Below are 24,210 nucleotides of genomic sequence, written 5' to 3'. Positions count from 1 at the left end.
CCCCATGGCGACTTCCCGAGACGACCAGAGCGAGGATTTTATGAGACGAGTAGTGGTAACCGGCATGGGTATCATTTCTTCGATCGGCAACTCGCTCGACGAAGTCACTGAAAGCCTGCGCTCGGCCAAGCCCGGTATCGTCTTTGCCGAAGATTATGCCGAGCTGGGCTTCCGCTCGCAGGTCAAGGGCGACCCGCGTCTCGATCCCTTCGAACTGCTCGACCGCCGCGTTACCCGCTTCATGGGCAAGGGTGCGGCCTGGAACTATCTTGCCATGCAGCAGGCCATTTCCGACGCTGGCCTGGAAGAAAGCGACATCTCCAATCCCATGACCGGCATCGTCATGGGTTCGGGCGGTGCATCCACCCGCACCATTGTCGAAGCCGCGGACGTCACCCGCGAAAAGAAATCGCCAAAACGCATCGGGCCGCTCGCCGTGCCCAAGGCCATGGGCTCCACGGCCTCTGCAACCCTGGCGACCGCCTTTGCCATCAAGGGCGTCAACTATTCCATCACCGCGGCCTGCGCGACCTCAAAGCATTGCATCGGCAATGCCATGGAGCAGATCATGCTCGGCAAGCAGGACATTGTCTTCGCCGGTGGCCACGAAGACCTCGACTGGACCCTCAGCGATCTTTTTGACGCTATGGGCGCCATGAGCTCGAACTACAATGAGACCCCCGCCAAGGCCTCGCGCTGCTACGACGCGGCCCGCGACGGTTTTGTGATTTCCGGCGGCGCCGGCGTTCTGGTGCTCGAAGAATACGAACACGCCAAGGCGCGCGGCGCCAAGATCTGGGCTGAACTGGTCGGTTATGGCGCGACCTCCGATGGCGTCGACATGGTCGCGCCCTCGGGCGAAGGCGCCGAGCGCTGCATGCGTATGGCGCTGAAAAACATCAAGGCGCCAATCGACTACATCAACCCGCACGCCACTTCCACGCCGGTGGGCGACCTCAAGGAAATCGAGGCGCTGCGCGCCGTTTTCGGCAATGAAGGCAAGTGCCCGCCGATCTCGGCGACCAAGTCGCTGACCGGCCACAGCCAGGGCGCCACGGGCGTTCATGAATCGATCTATTCGATCCTGATGATGAAGAACCGCTTCATCGCCGAAAGCGCCAATATCGACGTGCTCGACCCCGCCTTCGAAGACATGCCGATCCTTCGCCAGCGCCGCGACAATGTCGATCTCGGCTATGTGCTCTCCAACTCCTTCGGCTTTGGCGGCACCAATGCTGCTTTGGTGTTCAAGCACCCTGACGCCTGAGACTGGCCTGAGACACGCCCCACCCACGATGTCGTCCCCGCGAAAGCGGGGATCTCTGTTTGGGGCTCGAGATTCCCGCTTTCGCGGGAATGACTCTGAGACGGAATGAAAAAAACGGGGCCTTTCGGCCCCGATTTTGTTCTCGTCACGTCACCAGATAGATGATGATGATTAGCCAGATCGGCACGCCGAGAAGCCAGAGAGCAAGACCTTTGAACATGGTGTTTTCCTTTCTCTCTAGAACCGGCGGAAGACGTCGGTGAGGACGGTGTTCTCGTCGCGATGGTTGCCACCCTTCTGGGCCGCCCAAAAGGCGCCGATGGCCGAAACCAGCGTCGTTGCCGCGAGGAGGAAGGCGGCGATGATGCCGGTATTGCGGGCAATCCGTGCTGCTTCCAGCGCATCCTGCTTGGCGCCATCAATGGCAACAATCACGGCATCCACACGGGCAGCGGATTCCTCCGGCGTCAGGCCGGTATTGGCCGCAACCACATTGGCAAGGTAAGTGCGGTCGGCTTCCGGCACGGTGCCGTCACCCAGAGCTGCCTGGGCAAAGATGCGCCCAGCTTCGGCACGCGCCGCTTCCGTATCACCGGCCACCGGCTGGTCCGCACGGAACAGCTGATCGGTGAAATAGGCATTGGGATCGATCGCATCGGCCGCCCCTGCCGCGACATTGGAGGTCGCGGTGGTGGCCGTGGCGAGAGCCGAACCGGCCATATTGGCCGCAGCCCCGGCACCGCCCAGCGCAATGATGGCGCCGAGCACGGTGGCCCCCGCCCAGACGATCAGCCCGTGGGCGCCGTCACGGACATCGCTTTCATCCTCGGTGGCGTCAAAATGCCGGCGACGCAGGCGCCCAGCGAGATAGCCGCCGGCCATCAGGCTCGATACCTGCACCCACAGGAACCAGCTCGCAGCGGCAATGCCGATCAGGATACCGGGCGCACCTTCACGTGAGCGAAAATCGATGAAATTGAGCCCGACGGCAGTGCCGAAGGCAATGAACAGCAGCGAAACGGCCGAGGCGAAAATCACGCCGGCAATGATGGCCGACCAGTCGACATAGCTGGCGCTGTCACGCGCCGAGCCGGTATCGATCACAGCCACTTCGGTGGGTTGAACAATGGTCATGGTCTCGCCTCCGGATCAGGCAAGGCCGATGAAGGAAAGGATGGCCATGACGATGACCACGAGGCCAACGAGATAAATGATCGAATTCATGAAAATGCCCTCTGGCAATTGAGTATGACATCTCAACTGGCGAGAGAGCGGATTCGTTCCGGCGCTGATCTAGCCGTTCACGTGCCGGATCTGGGCCATGATGGGCGCGAGATATTGCGGATTGGTCCAGAGGAACCAGGCCCCGGCGGCGAGCGCCAGCACGATGGCAATGCCGACCATTTTCTTCACCACAGAAAAAATCAGCCAGATGACGACGACGGCACCGATGCCGAGGCCCATGAGCGTGAGCGGGTCTGTCGGAATTTTGCTCTCCACGGTGTTTTGCGCCTTGTGCCGGGCGAGCGTGGCCATTTCAAGTTCTCAAAACAAAGCGGGCAGGGATCGCTCCCCGCCCGCCGGTATTCAAAAGCCCAAAAAATTACTTCAGCGCGTCGGTGACGACGGTGGTGTAAGCACCTTCCGGCTGAGCCTTGATGATCGACTGATCGATGAGAGCCTTCACGGTACGATCATAGGTCGTCATGTCTAGCGCAGCGTCGTCGGCATCGACGAGTTTGGAAACCTCGCCCACCATATAGAGCTGGTGCGCGAGTTCAGCAGCGCCGGTTTCGTCGCTGTCGACGACGATCTGGGCGGCTTCTTCCGGATTGTCGAGCGCATATTGCCAGCCCTTCATCGAAGCGCGGACGAAGCGGGTATAGGCATCGACCTTGGCCGGATCGGAGAGCGTGTCTTCCATGACATAGAGACCGTCTTCCAAGAGGTCATTGCCCATCTCGGTATAGTTGAAGATGGTCAGGTTATCCGGGCCATAGCCGGCATCGAGCGCCTGGCCATATTCGTTATAGGTCATGACCGAGATGCAGTCGGCCTGGCCTTGGATCATCGGCTGGATATCAAAGCTCTGCTGCAGAACCGTGACGCCGCCGGCCGAACCATCGGTGGCAATGCCTTCCTTGTTCATCCAGGCAAAGAACGGATATTCATTGCCGAAGAACCAGACGCCCAGCGTATGGCCCGGGAAGTCGGCGACGGTTTTGATTTCCTTCTCGACCGGACAGATCATCATCAGGCCCGAGCGCTTGAACGGCTGGGCGATATTGACCAGCGGCACGCCGGTATCGCGCGCGGCAAGGCCGGCAGCCATCCAGGTGACGATGATGTCGGCACCGCCGCCGGCAATCACCTGTTCCGGGGCAATGTTCGGGCCGCCGGGCAGAATGGTCAGGTCGATGTCTTCTTCGTCATAAAAGCCCTTGGCTTCGGCCACGAGATAGCCGGCGAACTGCGCCTGCGTCACCCACTTGAGCTGCAGGGTCAGCGCATCGGCCGCAAAGGCGCTGGGCATGGCCGCGAGTGCCATGGTGCCGGCGAGCAGGCCGGTAATAAGAGTCTTCATTCTGTCGTTCCCTTTTCCCTGATTTTTACGCCCGTCCACCACGGACAGACGGATGCCAGAAGGTGACGCCCCTTTCTATGAGAGCGATCACCCCGTAGAAGGCGGACCCCGCGACCGCAGCAACCGCGATCTCCGCCCAGACCAGGTCGATGGCGAGACGCCCCACCCCGGTCGAAATCCGGAAGCCCATCCCCACAACAGGCGTTCCGAAGAATTCCGCTACGATTGCGCCGATCAAGGCCAGAGTCGAGTTGATCTTGAGGGCATTGAAGATGAAGGGCCCCGCAGCGGGCAGGCGCAACTTCAACAGCGTCTGCCAATAGTTGGCAGCATAGGTCCGCATGAGGTCGCGCTCGATGGAAGAGGCTGCATTGAGCCCCGCCACCGTATTGACCAGCATGGGGAAGAACGTCATGGCGACGACGACGGCAGCCTTGCTCTGCCAGTCGAAGCCAAACCACATGACCATGATCGGCGCGATGCCGATGATCGGCAGCGCCGACATGAAATTGCCGATCGGCAAGAGCCCGGCTTTCAGGAACGGCGAGCGATCGACCGCAATGGCAACGACAAGCCCGGCGAGACACCCGATGATATAGCCGGGAATGACGGACTTTACGAAAGTCTGGACGAAATCGGCCCAGAGGATCGGCGCCGAATTCGCCAACTGCGCCCCGATGGCCGAGGGTGCGGGCAAGAGCACCGGCGGCACATTGGCGCCGCGTGTGACGATTTCCCACATGACCAGCAGTGAGACACCGAAGACGGCCGGGATCAGCAGCCCCATCGCCTGTCGTGGCACCGTACCCTTGCGAATAGCAGCGGAAAGCTGATCGACGAACAGCCAAGCAAACGCCCAGGCCGAAACCATGCCAAACCAGTAGTGGCCGGGCATGACTGTGCCGCGGGGCAGGGCCCAGACCAGCGTCAGCGCAATCAGGGCCGCCGCTACGCCATCGAGCCAGAAGCTGATCGGCCTCCACACAAAGCGCGCGAGGGTCAGTGCACCAAACCCAAAGGCCAGGGTCAGCAACAGTTCGGCATCCGCCGAAATCGCTGCGCCAACAAGACCAAACAGCGCCGTGCCGCCAGCCACAACCGCCAGCACTGCCTGCAACAAGGTGAGCCCGCTCTTCATGCCCGCACCCCATTGCGCGCATTGACCATTCGTTCCGCCGCCCCGACGATAGCGACGAGCACCGCCGCCAACCCCGCCGCGATGAACAACGCCGCCCAGATCTGGATGGTTTGCCCGTTGTAGGAGCCTGTGAGCAGCCGCACGCCAAGCCCGCCGCCAGCAGCATTGGAGAGCTCCGCCACCACAGCCCCAATCAGCGAAATGGCAATGCCCACCTTCATCGAGGCAAAGAGCATCGGCAGCGCCGCCGGCCAGCGCAATTTCCAGAAAACCTGCCAGGGATTAGCATCATAGGTCCGCATCAGATCGAGCTGGATCGCCTCCGGCGAGCGCAGCCCCTTCACCATGCCGACGACGACCGGAAAAAAGCTCAGATACATCGAGATCAGCGCTTTCGGCACGAGCCCCGTCAGTCCGATCGCCCCGAGCCCCACCACCACCATGGGGGCGATGGCGAGGATGGGAATGGTCTGGCTCGCAATGATCCACGGCATCAGCGAGCGATCCGCCGCATCATTGTGGACGATGGCCACGGCCAGCACGACACCGAGCCCCGTTCCCAGCACAAAGCCGAGCAGCGTCGCCGAAAGCGTGATCCAGGCATGAAGCGCCAGGGACCGTCGCGAAGTAAATTCGAGCCCCATGGTCGCGTTCCAGATCTCGGAAAACACCTGATGCGGCGCCGGCAGCACCGGCTTGTCCTGCGCCCAGGTCTGCTGGGCAAATTCGAGGAACGGCACGTTCTCGAGATTGGCACGCCCATTGAGAATATTCTGCCAAGGCGCATTCATCCAGATCGCCGCCGCATACCAGAAGGCGAGGATGGCGACGAGGATGGTGAGGATGGGAAGGACACGGTTCATGGAGCTTCAACTCCCACCCAGCCACCAAAGCATCGGCTGTCATTCCTCCCCCGCAAGCGGGGGAGGGGGGCCGTCTCATGGGCGGTGGAGGGGGGAGCCACACGCACTAACCCCTCGACCAATCCTGCGCTATGTCGCCCGTTGCACCCCTCTCCACCGCGCTTCGCGCGGTCCCCCTCTCCCGTAAACGGGAGAGGAAAAGAGGAGGCCGACGGCACACTGATGCCCATCACATCACCTCCTCATAAGAATGCCCGGCCCGCAACCCATCGCGCACCCTTGCCGCAATGGCCAAAAATTCCGGCGTCTCGCGAATATCGAGCGGCCTTTCCCGCGGCAGATTGCTCTCGATCACGTCCGTCACCCGCCCCGGCCGCGGCGACATCACCACGATTTTCGTGGACAGATAAACCGCCTCGGGAATCGAGTGCGTCACAAAGCAGATGGTTTTCTTCGTCCGATCCCACAGCTTCAGCAGCTCGGAATTGAGATGATCCCTGACAATCTCATCGAGCGCCCCAAACGGCTCATCCATGAGCAGCAGGTCGGCATCGAAAGCCAGCGCGCGCGCGATCGAAGCACGTTGCTGCATGCCGCCCGAAAGCTGCCAGGGATACTTCTTCTCGAACCCCGTGAGGTTCACCAGGTCCATCGTCCGCTTGATCCGCTCGGCCTGTTGCTGGGCCGAGTGCCCCATGATCTCGAGCGGCAGGGCGATATTCTTCTCGATGGTGCGCCAGGGATAGAGCGCCGGCGCCTGGAACACATAGCCATAGGCCCGGTCTTTTCGCGCGTTTTCCGGCGTCTGGCCGTTGATGCGAAGTGTGCCCGAGGTCGGCTGTTCGAGATCGGCAATGGTGCGCAGAAACGTCGTCTTGCCACAGCCCGAAGGCCCGATGAAGGAAACGAAATCGCCCTTCTCGATGGTCAGGTTGACGTCCGACAGCGCCACCACGTCGCCGTCATTGGTGGAGAAGGTCAGGCCGAGATGCTCGGCCTCGACGACAGGGAGTGCAACACCCGTGCCTGTCGTTGATGAATTGATCGACGTGACGGACAAGGGTGTCGCCTTTCTAGCCTATTGTCTGGCCTGCAATGCGTTTTGCATTGCCTGATGCAAGGCGCGTGCCGCAGGCCGGAGGGTCGCTTTTCCGGCGCTCCCTGCTGCGTTTGTGCGGCACAGTGCCTCGATTTTCATCATGCTGCCGATGTCAAACACCCGTCGCCGGAATGCCGGCCCGTTCCACTTTTCGCGGGGCGACCAATTCCTTCCACTGGCTCAGCGCCCGGTTGACCGGGTTTTTCGCCTCGCGCGCCACGAACTTGCCATGTCCCGGCTCGGCCTTCACCTCGTTTTCGACGATGGAAACCTTACCGCGGCTGAGGACGAAGCGCGGCAGGCCGGTCACCTCGAACCCTTCAAACACGTTGTAGTCGATCACCGATTGCTGCTTGGAGGCCGTGATCGTCTTCTTACGCTTGGGGTCCCAGACGATCAGGTCCGCATCCGCGCCAACCATCACCGCTCCCTTCTTGGGGTACATATTGAGGATCTTTGCGATGTTGGTGGAGGTGACCGCCACAAATTCGTTTGGCGTCAGCCGGCCCGTGTTGACGCCCGCCGTCCAAAGCACCGGCAACCGATCCTCGAGCCCACCCGTCCCGTTCGGAATCTTTGCAAAATTGCCGACCCCATTGCGCTTCTGCGCGGTGGTGAAGGCGCAATGGTCCGTCGCGACGCACGAGAGTGAGCCCGCCTGCAGGCCCGCCCAGAGCGAATCCTGATGCTGCTTGTTGCGGAAGGGCGGCGACATCACCCGGCGCGCCGCATGGTCCCAATCGGGATTGAAATATTCGCTCTCGTCGAGCACCAGATGCTGGATCAGCGGCTCGCCATAAACGCGCATGCCCTTCTGCCGCGCCCGGCGAATGGCCTCATGCGCCTGCTCGCAGCTCGTATGCACCACATAGAGCGGCACCCCGGCCATATCGGCAATCATGATGGCACGATTGGTCGCTTCGCCTTCCACTTCCGGCGGCCGCGAATAGGCATGGCCTTCCGGCCCATTGTTTCCCTCGGCGAGCAGCTTGGCCGTCATCGCCGCGACCACGTCGCCGTTTTCCGCGTGAACGAGGGGCAGGGCGCCAAGCGCCGCGCAGCGCTGGAACGAAGCGAACATCTCGTCGTCATTCACCATCAGCGAGCCCTTATAGGCCATGAAGTGCTTGAACGAGGTAATGCCGCGATCGACCACCTCGGCCATTTCGTTGAACACCTGCTCGCCCCACCAGGTGATGGCCATGTGGAACGAGTAATCCGTGCTCGCCTTGCCGGTCTTGTTGTCCCACATCTGCAGGGCTTCAAGGAGGCTCTGGTTGGGGTTGGGCAGGCAGAAATCCACGACCATTGTCGTGCCGCCCGACAGCGCCGCGCGGGTGCCGCTTTCAAAATCGTCGGCCGAATAGGTGCCCATGAAAGGCATTTCGAGATGGGTATGCGGATCGATGCCGCCGGGCATGATGTAGCAGCCGCTGGCATCGAGAATTTCGTCGCCGGAAAGGTTCTGCCCGATCTCGACGATCACATCGCCGTCGATCTTGACGTCGGCGACATAGCTGAGATCAGCCGTAACGACCGTACCGCCCTTGATAACTTTGCTCATATCTTCGTTCCCTTGCATTCATTCAGCCCCACCACGCACCCCTCAGCGCCTCGGTGGGACTGTCATTTGTTTCTATGTTGGTGAGACTCCCTCGTCCCTCTCTCCGCCAATAGGCAGAGGAATGGACCGCGCCAATGCCTGGCGATGCGAAGATGCGACAGCGCGCACCCCTCTTATTCCTCTCCCCATCGGGGAGAGGGTGGCCGGAGCGAAGCGGAGGTCGGGTGAGGGGGAGCCCTCAATTGTGCTCTGGATCGCCCACATCACCGCGTCGCGGTTTTGCAGCACGTCCCCATTCCAGAAGCGCAGCACGCCGTAGCCTTGGGCGTTCAGATATTTCGTACGGATGAAGTCATTGGCATTGTCGGCATGTTGCCCACCATCGAGCTCAACAATCAGCGCGGCCTCGCGACAGGCAAAATCCGCAATATAGGGGCCGACAGGAAACTGTCGCACGAACTTCCAGCCGCCGAGCGATCGATTGCGCAGCACATACCAAAGCCGGTTTTCGGCATCGGTTGCGTTTCGACGCAATTGACGCGGCCTTGTGGTCATCAGGGCGCCCCCTCATCCGCCCCTGCCGGGGCACCTTCTCCCCGATGGGGAGAAGAACAACGGCGCCCGCGCACCCTTTCCTCTCCCCATTGGGGAGAGGTGGCTTGGCGCAGCCAAGTCGGTGAGGGGAAGCTATCGTGGCGCACAAGCCTCACTCCACAATCTCCGCCGTTTCCACCACGGCATGGAACAGCACGTCGCAGCCGGCGGCCGCCCATTCCATGGAAATCTCTTCCGCCTCGTTGTGCGAGAGCCCGCCAACGCAGGGGCACATGACCATCGTCGACGGCGCCACCTTCGCCGCCCAGCACGCATCATGCCCGGCGCCGGAAATGATGTTCATATGCGAATAGCCAAGCTTTTCCGCCGCCGAGCGCACGCGGCTGACCAGCGTCGGATCAAAGGTGACGGGATCAAAGTGCCCCACAGCCTCGACCGAACACCCGACACCCAGCTCCGAACAAATCTCGGCCGCCTTGGCTTCGATCGTCGCACGCATGCGATCGAGTTTTTCCTGGCTCGGCGTGCGCAGGTCCACCGTGAACACCACCGTGCCCGGCAGCACATTTCGCGAATTGGGCGAGAACTTCACCTGGCCCGTACCCGCCACAGCACCCGGCTGTTCGCTCATCGCGATTGCCTGCACAGCCTCAAAAATCCGCGCCATGGCGAGCCCTGCATTGACGCGCATGGTCATAGGCGTCGAGCCGGTATGCGCCTCCCGCCCGGTCAGCGTGAACTCCAGCCACCAAAGCCCCTGGCAATGGGTGACGACGCCGATCTGCTTTTCCTCGGCCTCGAGGATCGGACCCTGTTCGATGTGATACTCGAAATAGGCATGCATTTTTCGCGCGCCCACTTCCTCGTCACCGACCCAGCCGATGCGCTTCAACTCGTCGCCAAAGAGCTTTCCGTCCATGTCCTTGCGGCCATAGGCGTAGTCGAGGCTATGCACCCCCGCGAAAACCCCCGAGGCCACCATGGCCGGCGCAAAGCGCGCGCCTTCCTCATTGGTCCAGTTGGTCACGACGATCGGGTGCTTGGTTCTTATTCCGAGATCATTCATCGAGCGCACGACTTCGAGCCCTGCAAGCACGCCGAGCACACCGTCATACTTGCCGCCGGTCGGCTGCGTATCGAGATGGCTGCCGATATAGACTGGCAGGGCATCGGGATCAGTCCCGGCGCGCGTCATGAACATGGTGCCCATCTTGTCGACGCCCATGGTGAGGCCTGCGTCCTCGCACCAGCGCTGGAAAAGCTCACGCCCTTCCTTGTCGCTGTCGGTCAGCGTCTGGCGGTTATTGCCGCCGGCAATGCCCGGGCCGATCTTGGCCATGTCCATCAGGCTCTCCCAGAGCCGATCGCCATTGATACGAAGGTTTTCACCGGGAGAGGTCATGTTCTCAGCTCTTAATTCTGGTTGGTCATAGAAACAGCCCCGCCATCGCAATGCGAGGGCGGGGCCGATAGTGCTACTTGAGGCTCGGGAAGGTAAATTCCGCACCGCCCTTGATGCCGGCAGGCCAGCGGGTCGTTACGGTTTTCAGCCGCGTATAGAAGTGGATGCCCTCGGGCCCGTAGATGGAGTGATCGCCAAACAGCGAGCGCTTCCAGCCGCCGAAGGAGTGATAGGCCACGGGCACCGGGATCGGCACATTGATGCCCACCATGCCCACTTCGATCTTGTCGGCAAACTCGCGCGCGGCGTCGCCATCCCTAGTGAAGATCGCCGTGCCATTGGCATATTCATGCCCGTGTATCAGGTCGACGGCGTCCTTGAAACTGTCGCGGCGGACGACGGAGAGCACGGGCCCAAAGATCTCTTCCTTGTAGATCTTCATGTCCGGCTCGACATTGTCGAACAGCGTGCCGCCGACATAGTAGCCGTTCTCATAGCCCTGCAGCTTGAAGCCGCGGCCATCGACCACCAGTTCCGCGCCCTGTTCCACACCGGAGTCGATGTATCCGAGTATCTTGTCGCGGTGCATTTTCGTGACCACCGGACCCATTTCGGCGTCCTTGTCCGTCGCCGGCCCGATTTTCAGGCTTTCGACGCGCGGCTTGAGCTTCGCGACCAGCGCATCCGCCGTCGCCTTGCCCACCGGCACGGCCACCGAAATCGCCATGCAGCGCTCGCCGGCCGAACCATAGCCGGCGCCCATCAGCGCATCGGCCGCCTGGTCGAGATCGGCATCGGGCATGATGATCATGTGGTTCTTGGCGCCGCCAAGAGCCTGCACGCGCTTACCGGCCTTGGTACCGCGTTGATAGACATATTCGGCAATCGGCGTCGAGCCGACGAAGCTGACAGCCTTCACGTCGGGATGGTCGAGCAGCCCGTCGACCATTTCCTTGTCGCCATGAACGACCTGCAAAATGCCTTCGGGGAGACCTGCTTCCATGAAGAGGTTCCAGGCCAGCATCGGGGCAGAGGGATCGCGTTCGGACGGCTTCAGGATGAAGGCGTTGCCGCAGGCGATGGCCGCCGGATACATCCACATCGGCACCATGGCCGGGAAGTTGAACGGCGTAATGCCGGCCACGACGCCCAGCGGCTGCCGATCTGAATAGCTATCGATCGACGGCCCGACATTGCGCGAGAATTCGCCTTTAAGAAGGTGCGGAATACCGCAGGCAAAATCGACGCAATCAATGCCGCGGGCCACTTCGCCCAGCGCATCGTCATGCACCTTGCCGTGCTCTTTTGAAATCTCGCGGGCGAGATCGTCGGCATATTGATCGAGCAGCGCCTTGAACTTGAACATAACGCGCGCCCGCTTCATCGGCGGGGTGGCGCCCCAGGCGACCTGCGCCTTCACTGCGCCGGCCACGGCCGCGTTCAGCTCATCGAGCGTCGACAGCGGCAGCTCCGCCGATTGCTCGCCGGTTGCCGGATTGAAAACAGGCACGCGCCGCGTCGACGATGACACATAGCGCTTTCCGCCTACCGCATTCTCGATGATCTGCATTTTGGCCGCTCCTCCTTGGGAACAAAAATTCTATATTTCTGTATGTAGAATATTTGTTCTATTTCACTCAAGCGTTTTGAGGATGCCTGCGAGTTTGGTCACGATTTCGTCGATCTGGCTTTCCGAAATGATCAGCGGCGGCGAGAGCGCAATGATATCGCCGGTGGTGCGGATAAGGAGGCCCTGCTCGAACGCCTTGAGGAAAGCGGAGAAGGCGCGCTTGGTCGGCTGCCCAGCAATCGGCTCCAGTTCGATGGCGCCGACAAGCCCGATATTGCGGATGTCGATGACATGCGGCAGGCCCTTCAGCGAATGCAGCGCCTCCTGGAATTTCGGCGCCATTTCCGCGCCGCGGGTGAGCAGGCCCTCTTCCTTATAGGTTTCGAGCGTTGCCAGACCCGCCGCCGAAGCGATCGGATTGCCCGAATAGGTATAGCCGTGGAAGAACTCGATGACGTGTTCCGGCCCATTCATGAAGGCGTCGTGGATATCGGCCGAAACCATCACCGCGCCCATGGGAATGACGCCATTGGTCAGACCCTTGGCGGTGACCATGATGTCGGGCACGACATCGAAATAGTCCGCACCAAACGGCGTCCCGAGGCGGCCATAGCCCGTAATCACCTCGTCGAATATGAGCAGAATGCCGTGCTTCTTGGTGATTTCGCGCAGGCGCTTCAGATAGCCCGGTGGCGGAATCAGCACGCCGGTCGAACCGGCCACCGGTTCGACGATCACAGCGGCGATCGTGGAGGCATCATGCAGCGTGACGATGCGTTCCAGTTCATCCGCCAGCTCCGTGCCATATTCCGGCGGGCCCTTGGAGAAGGCGTTCTTCGCAAGGTTATGCGTGTGCGGCATATGGTCGACGCCGGCCAGCAGCGTGCCGAACATCTTGCGGTTGGTGACGATGCCGCCCACCGAGATGCCGCCAAAATTGACGCCGTGATAGGCGCGCTCGCGGCCGATCAGGCGGGTGCGCGAGCCCTCGCCCTTGATCTTGTGATAGGCCAGCGCCAGCTTTAGCGCCGTTTCGACCGATTCCGAACCGGAATTGGTGAAGAGCACATGGTCGAGCCCAGCGGGCGTAATGTCGACGAGACGATTGGCGAGTTCGAACGCCTTGGGATGGCCCATCTGGAAGGCCGGCGCATAGTCCAGCTCAGCCGCCTGCTTTGCGATCGCTTCCACGATTTTCGGGCGTGCATGGCCGGCATTGCAGCACCAGAGACCGGCCGTGCCGTCGAGCACCTGGCGGCCATCCGAAGTCGTGTAGTGCATATCCCTAGCGGCCACGAACATGCGCGGCGTCTTCTTGAATTGCCGGTTCGCCGTGAACGGCATCCAGAACGCGTTGAGATCGTTCGGCACGACATTAGAGGTGGACACGGCTACGGCGCTCCCATTTTTCATCTCTGGTCGTTTCATCTCTGATTGGCGCTTGACACGCACCGGTGGAACCAAGATTTTTGACCAGTTGGAAAAATGTTAGCACTCCTGTTCATTCCCGCAAGGCGAAAATGGCGCCCAAAAAGCTTAAAGTAGCCGAGCCTTCCCAGGCCCAAGCAAAGCGCCAGCATAAGGCGGATGCTAAGGCTGCTGCCGCGTCGTCGCCTGCCAAGCCTCGCCCGCTGACGCGCATCCAACGCGAAAAGCAGGACATCATCCTCGAAGCGGCGCTGGAAGTGTTCTCCGCCCACGGTTTCCGCGGCTCGACCATCGACCAGATCGCCGAGGTCGCGGGCATGAGCAAGCCGAACCTCCTCTATTATTTCCCGAAGAAGGAAGAGATTCACCGCCGCCTGATGTCCGAGCTGCTGGTCACCTGGCTGGCTCCCCTCGAAGAAATGCGCGCCGATGGCGATCCCTTCGTCGAAATCCGCTCCTATATCCGCCGCAAGCTCGAAATGGCTCGCGATTTCCCGCGCCAGAGCCGTCTCTTCGCCAACGAAATGCTGCGCGGCGCCCCCCACATCATCGACATGATCGAGGTGGACCTGAAGGCGCTGGTCGACGAAAAGGCGCAGGTTCTTCTCGCCTGGATGGATCAGGGCAAGCTCGCCCGCACCGACCCCTATCACCTGATCTTTTCCATCTGGGCCACCACCCAGCACTATGCCGACTTCGACGTCCAGGTCCGTGCCGTGCTCGGCAAGGGCCGCGGCGGGGAAGGGCGGTTCGAAGATGCTGCGCGCTATCTGGAACAGCTGTTCCTGCACGGCCTGACGCCTAAGCCGCGGGCCTGACCCTCCGACCCTCGCGCAGTCACCCCCTTCCATCCTCCCCCATCAAGGGGGAGGTGCGGATCGAGTGTGTAGCAGTATCTTGCCAAAACCACCGTCCCTTCACCTCCCCCTTGATGGGCTCCGACCCGTCCCGAAGGGCAAATTGCTCCAGTGGAGCAATTTGAGGCGAGGAGGCCGGGAGGGGGTGTCGTAAGTCTCGGTACCCCCATTGACAAACTCCCCCCACGCGCCAATACTAAAGTTACAACTTAACAATACAGAAGTCCGAAAAATGCCCCAGACCGTATCTGCCCATATGATGCTGACGCTGGATGGCTTTGGCACCGGCCTTAACCAGTCGCGCGAAAAGCCCTTCGGCACCATCGACCCGCAGCAGCTGGCCCGCTGGATGTTCAAGGACGGCGAGACCAACAAGGCCGAAGTTGCCGCCATCACCGATTACGGCGCCTACATCATGGGTCGCAACATGTTCGCGGCGCCCGGCGACACGGTCTGGGAGCCGGAATGGACCGGCTGGTGGGGTGACAACCCGCCCTATCACGCCCCGGTCTTCGTCCTGACGCATCACCAGCACGAACCCCTCGAAATGGAAGGCGGCAATGTCTTCCACTTCGTCACCGAAGGCTATGACGTCGCCCTGAGCCGGGCCCGGGAAGTCGCCGGCGACCGCAACGTCTCCATTGCCGGCGGCGTCAGCACTCTGCGTCACTATCTCAATGCCGGCGTCGTCGACACGCTGCACTTGAAAATCGTACCGATGATCGCCGGCCAGGGCGAAAGCCTCTGGGACGGCATGACGGCCACGCTCGAACCCATCGGCGCCCGCGCCACGCGCTACGTGACGCATATGGATTATCGCGTGGTGAAGTAGGGCAGGTCACCAAAAACTCTCCCACCCACGCGAAAGCGGGGGCCTCCGTTACCAAACAGGGGTTCCCGCTTTCGCGGGAGTGACACCGAGCGAGATTACTTCTTCCGCGCCTTCCCAATCAGCCCCAGATGGGTCTGCTCGAACCCGCCATTGAGCTTCAGCCCATAGCCCAGCATCCGGTCGAGCCCGATATGGGCCACCCAGATCGCCGCGAGCCCGAACGCCAGCGGCCCGACGACGAATCCGAGCAAAGCCAGCAGCGCTGGCGCCACATAGGTGTGTGCGAGATTATAGGTCATCGCGCCAACCCGCGCTGAGCGCAGGTAGCCAAACATGAAGAGATCCGGCGCCAGGAACAGCACGGCAAAAACCAGCCACGATTGCCCCAGCAGGGCATAGGCAATAATGCCAAATCCCAACGCTGCGAGACCCTCGAGCCGCTGCAGCACGATGGCATTGAGTGGAGAAGCGCGTTCCCTCGTCGAAGCGATACCGTTCATGGCAAAAATCCTTTCCGTGTTGGCAGAAAGATAGGCTTCGTCACCTGCGAATAGAATTCGCCAAAATCCGGCGATAGTCATTCAATTTTGAATGGCCTTGTCACGGCAATGCGAAGACCTTGCTTCTGCCGTGATGCGCCATATCTAATGGAAAAGCCAAACAGGGGATGCACCATGTCCACCAATGCGCGCCATTCCATCGTTGCCCTCAGGGCCCACGTGCCGGAAACCGCCTTCACCGCCAATACTCTGGGAACGCTGCGCGAAGGCAGCGGCGCGGTAATCAATGACGAAGGCCTGATCGTCACCATCGGCTATCTCATCACCGAAGCCGAGGAGGTCTGGCTCACGACCCATGACGAACGCGTCCTGCCCGCCCATGTCGTCGCCTATGATCAGGAAACCGGCTTTGGTCTCGTCCAGGCCATGGGCGATCTCGATCTGCCCGCCCTGCGCCTCGGCAGCTCCACGGCGGCAAAGGTGCGCGCCACCGGCCGCATCATCGATGGCGAGGGCGACGAGGTCATCAACGAGATCGTCGCCAAGCAGGAATTCGCCGGCTACTGGGAATATATGCTCGAAGAAGCGCTCTTCACAGCGCCCTATCACCCTTCCTGGGGTGGCGCGGCCCTGCTCGATGAAAACGACAATCTCATCGGCATCGGTTCCCTGCGCCTGCAAATGCTGCAGGCCGGCGATACCACCGACATCAACATGATCGTCCCGATTGATCTCTTGAAACCCATTCTCGATGATCTCGTCACCCGCGGCCAGGCCCGCCGCGAAGCCCGCCCATGGCTCGGCGTGTTCTCCGCCGAGCGCAACAATGGCGTCGTGGTGATGAATGTTTCCGACGGTGGTCCGGCCGAGCAGGCCGGCCTCAAGAGCGGCGACGTCATCTCCGAACTCGATGGCGAAGAAGTGGAAGGCCTTGGTGATTTCTACCGTAAGCTCTGGGCCAAATCGCCCGCCGGCTCGGAATTCGCCCTGCGCATCGTCCGCTCCGGCCGCGAAACCTGGCTCCGGGTCAAGAGCGCCGACCGCAACGACTTTCTGAGCAAGCCGCCCCTGCAATAGGGGCGGTCAGGCGACCTGCCGGGCCTTTGTCAGTTGTACTGAGTGCGGCAGCACGAATGGCGTGCCGGGTTTTGGCGCAGCGCCCACTTTCAGCGGCACATCGAACACCGCTTCCAGCACAGCGTCCGTAAGCACTGCCTCCGGGCGCCCGCTCGCTACCACCTGCCCCTCACGCAGGGCGGTGATCGCATCGGCATAGAGCGCCGTCAGATTGAGATCGTGCAGCACGGCGATGACGCCGCCACCGCTGCGCGCAAAGCTCTTCGCCACATCCATGATCATCAACTGGTGCTTGATATCGAGGCTCGAAACCGGCTCGTCGAGAAAGAGATAACGGGGTACGCCATCGATGACCGGCTCCCAGACCTGGCACAGCACGCGGGCGAGTTGCACACGCTGCTGCTCACCGCCCGAAAGCTCACCATAAAAGCGCGCGCCAAAGCCACTGAGATCGACCCGCGCCAATGCCTCTTCCGGCAGATGCTGCAAGGCGCGCGGATGCACACCCGGACGTCCGGCCGTCAGCCCCATGGCGACGACTTCGCGCACGGTGAAAGGGAAAGGCAGATTGCTCGATTGCGGCAGCACGGCGCGAAGCCCCGCAATCTCCACCGGGCTCATCGTCGCGATATCGCGCCCATCGAGAAAGATCGTGCCCGAATAAGCATAGTCCCGGCACAGCGCCTTCAGCAGCGTCGACTTTCCTGAGCCATTCGGCCCGATGATCGCCGTCAGTTTCCCCGCCGGCGCTTCCATCGAAACGTCGTGCAGGATTTTGCGGCCGCCCACGGAAACATTGATGCTGTCGATAGCAATCATTGCGCTCACCAGGCAAAGGCGCTGCGGCGATGCAGCAGGATCCAGAGGAAGAACGGCCCGCCAAACGCCGCTGTAACAATGCCGATCGGCAATTCAGCCGGCGCCACAATGGTGCGGCTCAAGGCGTCGCAGAAGAGCAGGAACGTCGCCCCGAGCAGCGCAGTGGCCGGCAGCAGATAGCGGTGGTCCGGCCCGATGATGAGCCGCAAGAGATGCGGCACGACGATGCCGACAAAAGCGATGCCGCCGCTGACCGCCACCGAGGCGCCGGTCGCTGCCGCCACGGCGACGATGGTGATGCGCTTGAACCGCTGCACCGGCACGCCGAGATGCGAGGCCGTCGCTTCGCCCAGCGTCATGGCATTGAGCCCCTTGGCGAGAAACCCCGCCACCGCCAGTGCCCCGAAAATGATCGGTCCGGCCGCCAATACCTTGATCCAGGTGGCCCCGGCCAGCGATCCCATGCCCCAGAAGGTCAGGTCGCGCAGCTGATTTTCGCTGGCGATATAGGTCAGCACACCGCTGAACGCTCCGGCCAGCGCGCCTATGGCGATGCCGGCCAGCAGCATGGTGGCAATAGCCGTCTGCCCTCCGCGCGTCGCCACGCGATAGAGCACGAAAGTGGTCAGAAGCCCGCCGCCAAAGGCCGCCGCGGGCAGGGACCAGATGCCGAGCGCGGTGGTGAATGGCGCCAGCGCCGTCCCGCCAAGCACGATGATGATAACGGCACCCAGCGCCGCGCCGCTCGACACGCCGACAAGGCCCGGATCGGCCAGCGGATTGCGGAACAGTCCCTGCATCAGCAGGCCCGAGACTGCCAGACCAGCGCCGATGAGCACGCCGAGGATCATGCGCGGCATGCGGATATTGACGATCACCGCATAGTCGCGAAGCGCCGCAGTGTCGTCGGTGCCAAAGCCGAGCCAGTGCCGGATCAGATTGACCGCCGACGCCCCCGAGGCGCCGGTGGTCATGGACAGCACCATGGCTGCCAGCAGTGCAAAGACCAGGCCGATGACGGTGATGCGTCCGATATGGCTGCGATCGCCGGCGGGCCGGGCCAGTATGTCGCTGGCGGGTAGGGTCATGGTGCCAGCCATATTTAGTTGTGCGCCTTGCCTTCGAGCAGATCGGCAAGTTCGGTCGCCGCAGCGGCTGTACGCGGACCAAAGCCGAGCAGGTACGCGCCATCCATGCGATAGATGGCCTTGTTCTGGCCGGCCGGGGTCAGGGCGATAGCCTGATTGGCGAGAAGCTCGGCTTCCGTCGCGCCATGGTCGCCGCCACGATCCATCAGCAGGATGGCGTCGGGCGCGGCAGCCGTAATGGCTTCTTCGGAAAGCGGGCGATAGCCCTCATATTCGGTGATGGCATTGGTCGCGCCGGCAAGGGCAATGATGCCATTGGCCGCCGTGCCGGTGCCCGAAGCCTGGATCTGGCCACCCTGGTTGGAGAGGATGAACAGCACCTTCTTGGGCTCGGTGATCGCGTCGGTACGGGCCTTGAGCGCCGCAAAGTCGGCTTCAAGCTTGGTCGCCAGCGCTTCAGCCTTGTCTTCAAGACCAAGTGCCTGACCAACAGACCGCACTTTCACCAGCACGCCTTCGGCCGAATAGCCTTCGGGCACGGTCTGGTATTCGACGCCGGCATGCGAAAGCACTTCCAGCGCTTCCGGCGGGCCGCTGCCTTCGATGACGAGCAGGCCACTCGGATTGACCGAGAGCACGCCTTCGGGCGCGAGTGCACGCATATAGCCTACGTCCGGAAGCTGGGTCGCGGCTTCAGGATAGAGTGCGGTCTGGTCGCGGGCGACCAGCGTGCCCTCGGCGCCGAGCTCGTAGAAGATTTCCGTCAGCGAGCCGCCGATGGAAACGAGACGGGCAGTGTCGGCGAACTTGTGCAGGTCTTCGGCCGAAGCCGGAGCAACCGCAAAAGTGGCCGCCATCAGGACGGCGGCGAGGGACGTCAGGGTGCGAATGCGCATGTGAAAAATCTCAAGCGGCGTTGGAAGTGGAATAGAGCGGCAGGCGCTCGACGACCGAACGCCATTCCTTGCGCTCGTCTTCGCCTTCATGGCGCTTGCCGAAGAACTGGATGATCAGCTCGCGGTTCTCGTCATAGAGCTCCACCGAGGTGACATGCCCGTCCTTGGTCGGTTTGCGCACGGCCCAGGCCGCGGTGACATGGTCCAGCCGCAGATGCAGGTGGAAGGTCTCGTCCATCACATTGAGCCACGGCCCCATCGGGCTGACATTGGTGATCGGGCCAGAGTGAATCTGGATACAGCCATCATTGCCGACAAAGGCCATGATCGGCAGGTCGGTGCCAGCAACGCCACGGAACATGCTTTCCACGGCCGTGTGATCCAGCTGCCAGGCAAAATCCTCGCCCACAGTTTCAAGCGCATTCAGGCGCTCGAAATTGAGCTTCTTAAGGAGGCCAAAAAACTGGTGCGTATCTGTCATCGCGGCCCAGGCGTCGCGCAGCGCATCGACGCCGGCGGCTTCGCCTTCGATCTTTGCCTTCGCATAGGGCGTCACGTCGATGACATCGACCTGCTCGTCATGACGCAGCGTCTCGACAAGGGTGTTCCATGCCGCGACATCGGTCGCCGGGCGACCATGCACCTTGTGCACGGCATTGCCGGCGCGGTCGAAAAACTGCAGCGAGCGCTTGGTCGAACCATCTTCCGCGGTCTTTTCGATGGCAAAGCCATGCACCCAGCGGCTGGGGAAAATCCGGAGGTCGATCTGCTCGCCGATGACGATGGAGGCGTGCGGATTGAACGAGACCTTTTCATAGGGCCCGATCTTTTCGTGCACGGCGCTTTCATTGCGCGTCAGCGCCATGACTTCACCAACCGTGGTCAGGCCCTTGAGCACGGCCTCAACATCGGCACGAATGCGGGTAGCGGTGCGGCCCACTTCGGCGGCCACGAGCTGGCCCTCGGTAATGCCGTGGATGCGAGCAAAGTCGCGCTCGCGCATTTGCGGATGCAGCGCACGAAGGCTGCGGATGTCTTCAGCGGTTTTGGCGACGGTTTCGGTCACGGGCAGGGGCCTATTTTGTGAGGATCAACTTGTCCTGTCGCGTGACCCGCAGACGATAGATCATGCCCTTGTGCTCGATCTGAATCTCGTTTCCACCACCGAGGATCTCGTCGCTGCTGACGATCTTCGTCGGGTTTTCTGTGGGTGGGAGGTCATTCGCAGGCATAATTTGTCCAGTGAAGTCAGGCTGTTACGGCGTCATCAACAAACGTCGCGTCAGGAGAATTAAACTTGACTTCTTTAGACAGAATAAATTATCTGCGCAATAGGTGATTGGAAGAGTCAGCATTCTTCCAGCCGGTCCGCCAGCCTCCCGCCAGCCAGCCGTTCACAAAAAAACATATAAGAAACTGGAGACAGACATGGGGCTGGTCAGGTCACGCGCGGCCGCGCTTTTGGGCGGCGTCGCGCTGGCAATTGTTGCGCAACAGGGTGCTCAAGCGCAAAATGTCAACGCAACGAATATCACTCTGCTCGAACGCCTGGTCATCGGCGCCGGTGCACCCAAAGTGGCGATCAGCACGCCGCAGGCTGTGACGGTCCTCAATCAGGAAGACCTGGACAAGGCACAGGCGTCCACCACAGGCGCTCTCTTCGCTACCGTGCCGGGCGTCGCTATCGTCGGTAGCCAGCGCCAGTTCGGCGAAGCCTTCAACATTCGCGGTATCGGCACGACCGAAAACTCCTCGGACGGCTCGCGCATCGCCATCAATGTCGACGGCGCGCCCAAGTTCAACGAACAGTATCGTATGGGCTCGTTCTTCTCCGATCCTGAGCTCTACAAGCAGGTCGAAGTTCTCCGCGGCCCGGCGTCCTCGACGCTTTACGGCGCCGGCGCTATCGGTGGCGTGATCAACTTCACCACCAAGGACGCTTCGGACTTCATCCAGGACGGCGACACGGGCGCCGCACGCATCAAGACCTCGTTCGACAGCAACGGCAAGGGTACGTTGACCTCGGCTGTGGTCGCGCAGCAGGTCAACGACACGTTCGAAATTCTTGCCGCGGGCAACTGGCGCCGTCGTGAGAATGTTGAACTGGCCAATGGCAAGACGCTGGATGGCTCGGCCTTCAATACGCTCTCGGGCCTGATCAAGGGCACGGCGCACTTTGGCGACAATGATGAGCAGACGCTGAGCCTTTCGTACCAGCGCTGGTTCAGCGACGCCAAGGACCAGGCCTATGCCCAGACCGGCACCTCGGCCCAGTTTGGCGTCACCGACCGTACCGTCATCGATCAGACAGCCGTGCTTCGTTGGGAAAATCCGGCGACCGACAATCCCTGGGTCGATCTCAAGGTCAACCTGAGCTATTCGGACACCCAGAACGACCAGACCAATCACCGCTACGCGCTCGGCGCGCCGCGCACCGTGATCGGGCCGACCGGCGCGGGACAGCCGCTCCAGAACGTTACGGCTGACAGCATCCTGCTCGACACCCGCTACGGCTACAAGACCTGGCAGCTCACCGCCGACAACACCATCGAATGGATTGGCGACGGCTTCGAAAACTACCTGACGGCGGGCTTCTCCGCCTCGACCCAGGACCGCACGGCCACCCGTCCGGGCAGCGCAGCTGCTTTGCCGGCGCACCCGCAGGGCACCGAGAACAAGGTCGGCATCTTTGCGCAGAACGAGTTTATCTGGGCCGAAAAGCTAACCTTGATCGCTGGCGCCCGTGGTGATTTCCATTGGGTCAATTCGACGACCGGCGCCCGCAATATCGACGGCAGCGCCTTCTCGCCGAAGCTGTCGGCTCACTATGAGCTGACCGACAATATCGGTGTGTTCGCGTCCTATGCCCACACCGAACGCATGCCCACGATCGACGAGCTCTATTCGGTCAGCGCCAGCAAGACCACGAGCCTCAATCTCAAGAAGGAAAGCGCCGAAACTTTTGAAGGCGGCTTCTCTCTGTCGGGCAACGATCTCCTCGCATCGGGCGACAGCGCGGCCCTCAAGACTACGGCCTTCTATAGCGACCTGACCGACCTCATCACCTCCAACACAGGTGCTGGCGTTCCCTACTATGGCAATATCGGCAAGGCCCGTATCTACGGCGTCGAAATCGAAGCCTCGTATGACAGCGAACTGCTCTATGCCAGCCTCGCCTACGGCCTGACTTTTGGCGACAACCTCGTCACCAACACGCCGCTGACCACGGTTGCACAGAACAAGGCCTCCCTGACTGTCGGCGTTCGCAATATCGAGTATGACCTCGATTTCGGCGCTCGCCTGACGCTGGCCGACAAGGGGCGCTATGTGCTCGACAAGGTGAACGGTCAGCAGGTTGGCGACGGCACCGCCGAAGCATACGCCACTGTCGACCTCTTCGCGACCTGGAAGCCGGATACCGGCCCACTCGCTGGCACCGAATTCCAGGCAGGCATCGACAATGTTCTAAACGCCGATTACCGCCAGAACCTCTCGGCCGACCGTTCCACCGGTCGCACCTTCAAGATCTCGGTTGCCAAGCAGTTCGGCTGGTAAGCCTCAAAAAAACCATGAGCTTTCCGTCCCATGCCGGAAAGCTCATACTGAAACGGCGGCCCTCGGGCCGCCGTTTTTCGTTCCGGTCGCTTACCCTCAAGGGTGGGAGGTGAGAGCCACGGCGCTCAAGTCTACTACCACTCAAACTCCGGCCCATTCACCCGGGCACCGAGCAAAAACACGTCCGACATCAGGCGCAGCGGCGCCGCATCGACATCGCTTTCGTGCCGATCGAGCAGGTCGGCAAAGCGGTCATACATGGCCGAATATTCGAGATCGCCATGCTCCAGCACCGTCTGGCCATTGACCACCAGCTTCCGCCCGCCATTCTCAAGCTTGATCTCGTTGCCCCGCCCGGTCTCGAACCGGATGGTCCAGATTTCCCCGCTCTCTTCGAGCCAATTGAACCCGCAGGAGAGTTTTGGCTTATGCGCCTGGCTCGACTTGAAGACGATATCGACATCAACCGGCGTCTGCCGATTGGCCGGGAAGGTCAGCTTGGCGCTTTCAACGAAAGCCGGGAACGGCATGACCTTGGTAAAGATCGAAAAGGCATTGATGCCGGGATCGCAAACGCCGAACCCACCGGGCTCCCAGACCCAATCCTGGCCCGGATGCCACTTGCGCACGCTTTCGCGCCAATCGATGCGCGCCGAGGTAACGCCCTCATCGGCGAGGATCGCCTTGGCCCGGTCGACCGCCGCGTTAAACTGGCTGTGCCAGGTCTGGTAGAGCACCCGGTCGAGACGCTTCGCATGTGCGATAAGATCGTCGAGTTCGGAAATCGTCGTCGTCGGCGGCTTTTCCATCATCACGTCCTTGCCGGCGTCGAGCGCCTCGCGAACGTAGGTGTGACGAATGCCCGGCGGCGTGCAGATAGAAACGAGGCCGACTTCCGGCATGGCCGCATAAAGCTCGCCCGGCGTCTTGAACACCGGCACATTGCCGTGCCCGATACCACGGGTAGAAACCGTCGCCGCCAGCTCGAAATCATCCGACGCATCGATCACCGGCAGGTGCTGATCCACGGCGATCTTGCCCACACCGATAACAGCGATTTTGCGCTTGGCCATATCCATCTCCCGAGCCGGTTTGCGGCTCGTTAGAGCAGAGAGC

The 24,210-nt window shown here is 61.5% G+C and carries 23 protein-coding genes; 5 read left to right on the top strand and 18 right to left on the bottom strand.

Going from position 1 to position 24,210, the window contains the following annotated elements; translation table 11 throughout:
* The first annotated feature begins 40 nt into the window (after positions 1-40).
* The gene (gene fabB / locus J7557_RS16905) at positions 41-1,267 is read left to right on the top strand and encodes a beta-ketoacyl-ACP synthase I (protein ID WP_291421218.1); all 1,227 of its coding nucleotides are present in this window, start codon (positions 41-43) and stop codon (positions 1,265-1,267) included.
* 237 nt (positions 1,268-1,504) lie between these two features.
* Here the strand turns inward: fabB and J7557_RS16900 are convergent, their stop codons facing one another.
* The 11 genes from J7557_RS16900 to J7557_RS16850 form a co-directional block, all read right to left on the bottom strand.
* Complete coding sequence (locus J7557_RS16900) at positions 1,505-2,401, bottom strand: hypothetical protein (protein WP_291421217.1); 897 nt, start codon at positions 2,399-2,401, stop codon at positions 1,505-1,507.
* A 159-nt stretch (positions 2,402-2,560) separates the two neighbouring features.
* Complete coding sequence (locus tag J7557_RS16895; RefSeq protein WP_291421216.1) at positions 2,561-2,803, bottom strand: hypothetical protein; 243 nt, start codon at positions 2,801-2,803, stop codon at positions 2,561-2,563.
* A gap of 67 nt (positions 2,804-2,870) precedes the next feature.
* A complete protein-coding gene (locus tag J7557_RS16890) occupies positions 2,871-3,851 on the bottom strand; it encodes an ABC transporter substrate-binding protein (protein WP_291421215.1) in 981 nt (326 codons plus the stop codon).
* A gap of 25 nt (positions 3,852-3,876) precedes the next feature.
* Positions 3,877-4,746, bottom strand: coding sequence for an ABC transporter permease (locus J7557_RS16885; RefSeq protein WP_291421434.1), 870 nt, complete (start codon positions 4,744-4,746; stop codon positions 3,877-3,879).
* Positions 4,747-4,985: 239 nt separating this feature from the next.
* Entirely contained in the window at positions 4,986-5,852 is an 867-nt protein-coding gene (locus tag J7557_RS16880; protein WP_291421214.1) for an ABC transporter permease, read from the bottom strand.
* 229 nt (positions 5,853-6,081) lie between these two features.
* Complete coding sequence (locus J7557_RS16875) at positions 6,082-6,912, bottom strand: ABC transporter ATP-binding protein (RefSeq protein ID WP_291421213.1); 831 nt, start codon at positions 6,910-6,912, stop codon at positions 6,082-6,084.
* 151 nt (positions 6,913-7,063) lie between these two features.
* The gene (gene hydA, locus J7557_RS16870; protein WP_291421212.1) at positions 7,064-8,515 is read right to left on the bottom strand and encodes a dihydropyrimidinase; all 1,452 of its coding nucleotides are present in this window, start codon (positions 8,513-8,515) and stop codon (positions 7,064-7,066) included.
* A gap of 72 nt (positions 8,516-8,587) precedes the next feature.
* Positions 8,588-9,070 carry an endonuclease domain-containing protein gene (locus J7557_RS16865; RefSeq protein WP_291421211.1) on the bottom strand — a complete coding sequence of 161 codons (483 nt, stop codon included), beginning with the start codon at positions 9,068-9,070 and terminating at the stop codon, positions 8,588-8,590.
* Between the two features lie 151 nt (positions 9,071-9,221).
* The gene (locus J7557_RS16860; protein ID WP_291421210.1) at positions 9,222-10,472 is read right to left on the bottom strand and encodes a Zn-dependent hydrolase; all 1,251 of its coding nucleotides are present in this window, start codon (positions 10,470-10,472) and stop codon (positions 9,222-9,224) included.
* A gap of 73 nt (positions 10,473-10,545) precedes the next feature.
* Complete coding sequence (locus J7557_RS16855) at positions 10,546-12,042, bottom strand: CoA-acylating methylmalonate-semialdehyde dehydrogenase (RefSeq protein ID WP_291421209.1); 1,497 nt, start codon at positions 12,040-12,042, stop codon at positions 10,546-10,548.
* A gap of 63 nt (positions 12,043-12,105) precedes the next feature.
* Entirely contained in the window at positions 12,106-13,386 is a 1,281-nt protein-coding gene (locus J7557_RS16850) for an aspartate aminotransferase family protein (protein WP_291421433.1), read from the bottom strand.
* A gap of 176 nt (positions 13,387-13,562) precedes the next feature.
* On the opposite strand from J7557_RS16850, the gene J7557_RS16845 reads away from it, so the two are divergent.
* On the top strand, positions 13,563-14,288 hold the full coding sequence (locus J7557_RS16845) for a TetR family transcriptional regulator C-terminal domain-containing protein (RefSeq protein WP_291421208.1): 726 nt from the start codon (positions 13,563-13,565) through the stop codon (positions 14,286-14,288).
* A 271-nt stretch (positions 14,289-14,559) separates the two neighbouring features.
* Positions 14,560-15,159 (top strand): dihydrofolate reductase family protein, encoded by a 600-nt coding sequence (locus J7557_RS16840; protein ID WP_291421207.1) that lies wholly within the window; start codon positions 14,560-14,562, stop codon positions 15,157-15,159.
* A gap of 95 nt (positions 15,160-15,254) precedes the next feature.
* Here J7557_RS16840 and J7557_RS16835 read toward each other — a convergent pair whose 3' ends face one another.
* On the bottom strand, positions 15,255-15,659 hold the full coding sequence (locus J7557_RS16835) for a DUF4260 domain-containing protein (RefSeq protein WP_291421206.1): 405 nt from the start codon (positions 15,657-15,659) through the stop codon (positions 15,255-15,257).
* Positions 15,660-15,833: 174 nt separating this feature from the next.
* Between J7557_RS16835 and J7557_RS16830 the strand changes: the two genes are divergently transcribed.
* Positions 15,834-16,736, top strand: a complete 903-nt coding sequence (locus J7557_RS16830; RefSeq protein ID WP_291421205.1) for a S1C family serine protease — start codon at positions 15,834-15,836, stop codon at positions 16,734-16,736.
* Between the two features lie 6 nt (positions 16,737-16,742).
* On the opposite strand, the gene J7557_RS16825 is transcribed toward J7557_RS16830, so the two are convergent.
* The 5 genes from J7557_RS16825 to hemP are packed head-to-tail and all read right to left on the bottom strand — an operon-like array spanning position 16,743 to position 20,771.
* Positions 16,743-17,555 carry a heme ABC transporter ATP-binding protein gene (locus tag J7557_RS16825; RefSeq protein WP_291421204.1) on the bottom strand — a complete coding sequence of 271 codons (813 nt, stop codon included), beginning with the start codon at positions 17,553-17,555 and terminating at the stop codon, positions 16,743-16,745.
* Positions 17,556-17,560: 5 nt separating this feature from the next.
* Entirely contained in the window at positions 17,561-18,643 is a 1,083-nt protein-coding gene (locus J7557_RS16820) for an iron ABC transporter permease (protein ID WP_291421203.1), read from the bottom strand.
* A gap of 14 nt (positions 18,644-18,657) precedes the next feature.
* Positions 18,658-19,539 carry a hemin ABC transporter substrate-binding protein gene (locus tag J7557_RS16815; protein WP_291421202.1) on the bottom strand — a complete coding sequence of 294 codons (882 nt, stop codon included), beginning with the start codon at positions 19,537-19,539 and terminating at the stop codon, positions 18,658-18,660.
* Between the two features lie 10 nt (positions 19,540-19,549).
* Positions 19,550-20,611, bottom strand: a complete 1,062-nt coding sequence (locus J7557_RS16810) for a ChuX/HutX family heme-like substrate-binding protein (RefSeq protein WP_291421432.1) — start codon at positions 20,609-20,611, stop codon at positions 19,550-19,552.
* A 4-nt stretch (positions 20,612-20,615) separates the two neighbouring features.
* Positions 20,616-20,771 carry a hemin uptake protein HemP gene (hemP, locus tag J7557_RS16805; RefSeq protein ID WP_291421201.1) on the bottom strand — a complete coding sequence of 52 codons (156 nt, stop codon included), beginning with the start codon at positions 20,769-20,771 and terminating at the stop codon, positions 20,616-20,618.
* Between the two features lie 196 nt (positions 20,772-20,967).
* Between hemP and J7557_RS16800 the strand changes: the two genes are divergently transcribed.
* Positions 20,968-23,094: a TonB-dependent receptor gene (locus J7557_RS16800; RefSeq protein ID WP_291421200.1), complete on the top strand. Its 2,127-nt coding sequence runs from the start codon at positions 20,968-20,970 to the stop codon at positions 23,092-23,094.
* A gap of 134 nt (positions 23,095-23,228) precedes the next feature.
* Here the strand turns inward: J7557_RS16800 and J7557_RS16795 are convergent, their stop codons facing one another.
* On the bottom strand, positions 23,229-24,167 hold the full coding sequence (locus J7557_RS16795) for a Gfo/Idh/MocA family oxidoreductase (RefSeq protein ID WP_291421199.1): 939 nt from the start codon (positions 24,165-24,167) through the stop codon (positions 23,229-23,231).
* Positions 24,168-24,210: the final 43 nt, after the last annotated feature.

The sequence above is a fragment of the Devosia sp. genome, from assembly GCF_017744655.1.
Taxonomy (GTDB): domain Bacteria; phylum Pseudomonadota; class Alphaproteobacteria; order Rhizobiales; family Devosiaceae; genus Devosia.
The sequence above is the reverse complement of the archived record's forward strand: the minus strand, read 5'-3'. Positions and strand labels throughout refer to the sequence as shown.

Coding starts and splice junctions, on each gene's coding strand:
- J7557_RS16855 (WP_291421209.1), bottom strand. CDS start 12,042: ATGCAGATCATCGAGAATGCGGTAGGCGGAAAGCGCTATGTGTCATCG.
- J7557_RS16840 (WP_291421207.1), top strand. CDS start 14,560: ATGCCCCAGACCGTATCTGCCCATATGATGCTGACGCTGGATGGCTTT.
- J7557_RS16835 (WP_291421206.1), bottom strand. CDS start 15,659: ATGAACGGTATCGCTTCGACGAGGGAACGCGCTTCTCCACTCAATGCC.
- J7557_RS16825 (WP_291421204.1), bottom strand. CDS start 17,555: ATGATTGCTATCGACAGCATCAATGTTTCCGTGGGCGGCCGCAAAATC.
- J7557_RS16860 (WP_291421210.1), bottom strand. CDS start 10,472: ATGACCTCTCCCGGTGAAAACCTTCGTATCAATGGCGATCGGCTCTGG.
- J7557_RS16850 (WP_291421433.1), bottom strand. CDS start 13,386: ATGCCGTTCACGGCGAACCGGCAATTCAAGAAGACGCCGCGCATGTTC.
- J7557_RS16800 (WP_291421200.1), top strand. CDS start 20,968: ATGGGGCTGGTCAGGTCACGCGCGGCCGCGCTTTTGGGCGGCGTCGCG.
- J7557_RS16900 (WP_291421217.1), bottom strand. CDS start 2,401: ATGACCATTGTTCAACCCACCGAAGTGGCTGTGATCGATACCGGCTCG.
- J7557_RS16830 (WP_291421205.1), top strand. CDS start 15,834: ATGTCCACCAATGCGCGCCATTCCATCGTTGCCCTCAGGGCCCACGTG.
- fabB (WP_291421218.1), top strand. CDS start 41: ATGAGACGAGTAGTGGTAACCGGCATGGGTATCATTTCTTCGATCGGC.
- J7557_RS16815 (WP_291421202.1), bottom strand. CDS start 19,539: ATGCGCATTCGCACCCTGACGTCCCTCGCCGCCGTCCTGATGGCGGCC.
- J7557_RS16885 (WP_291421434.1), bottom strand. CDS start 4,746: ATGCCCGGCCACTACTGGTTTGGCATGGTTTCGGCCTGGGCGTTTGCT.
- J7557_RS16865 (WP_291421211.1), bottom strand. CDS start 9,070: ATGACCACAAGGCCGCGTCAATTGCGTCGAAACGCAACCGATGCCGAA.
- J7557_RS16845 (WP_291421208.1), top strand. CDS start 13,563: ATGGCGCCCAAAAAGCTTAAAGTAGCCGAGCCTTCCCAGGCCCAAGCA.
- J7557_RS16895 (WP_291421216.1), bottom strand. CDS start 2,803: ATGGCCACGCTCGCCCGGCACAAGGCGCAAAACACCGTGGAGAGCAAA.
- J7557_RS16890 (WP_291421215.1), bottom strand. CDS start 3,851: ATGAAGACTCTTATTACCGGCCTGCTCGCCGGCACCATGGCACTCGCG.
- J7557_RS16795 (WP_291421199.1), bottom strand. CDS start 24,167: ATGGCCAAGCGCAAAATCGCTGTTATCGGTGTGGGCAAGATCGCCGTG.
- J7557_RS16880 (WP_291421214.1), bottom strand. CDS start 5,852: ATGAACCGTGTCCTTCCCATCCTCACCATCCTCGTCGCCATCCTCGCC.
- J7557_RS16820 (WP_291421203.1), bottom strand. CDS start 18,643: ATGACCCTACCCGCCAGCGACATACTGGCCCGGCCCGCCGGCGATCGC.
- hydA (WP_291421212.1), bottom strand. CDS start 8,515: ATGAGCAAAGTTATCAAGGGCGGTACGGTCGTTACGGCTGATCTCAGC.
- hemP (WP_291421201.1), bottom strand. CDS start 20,771: ATGCCTGCGAATGACCTCCCACCCACAGAAAACCCGACGAAGATCGTC.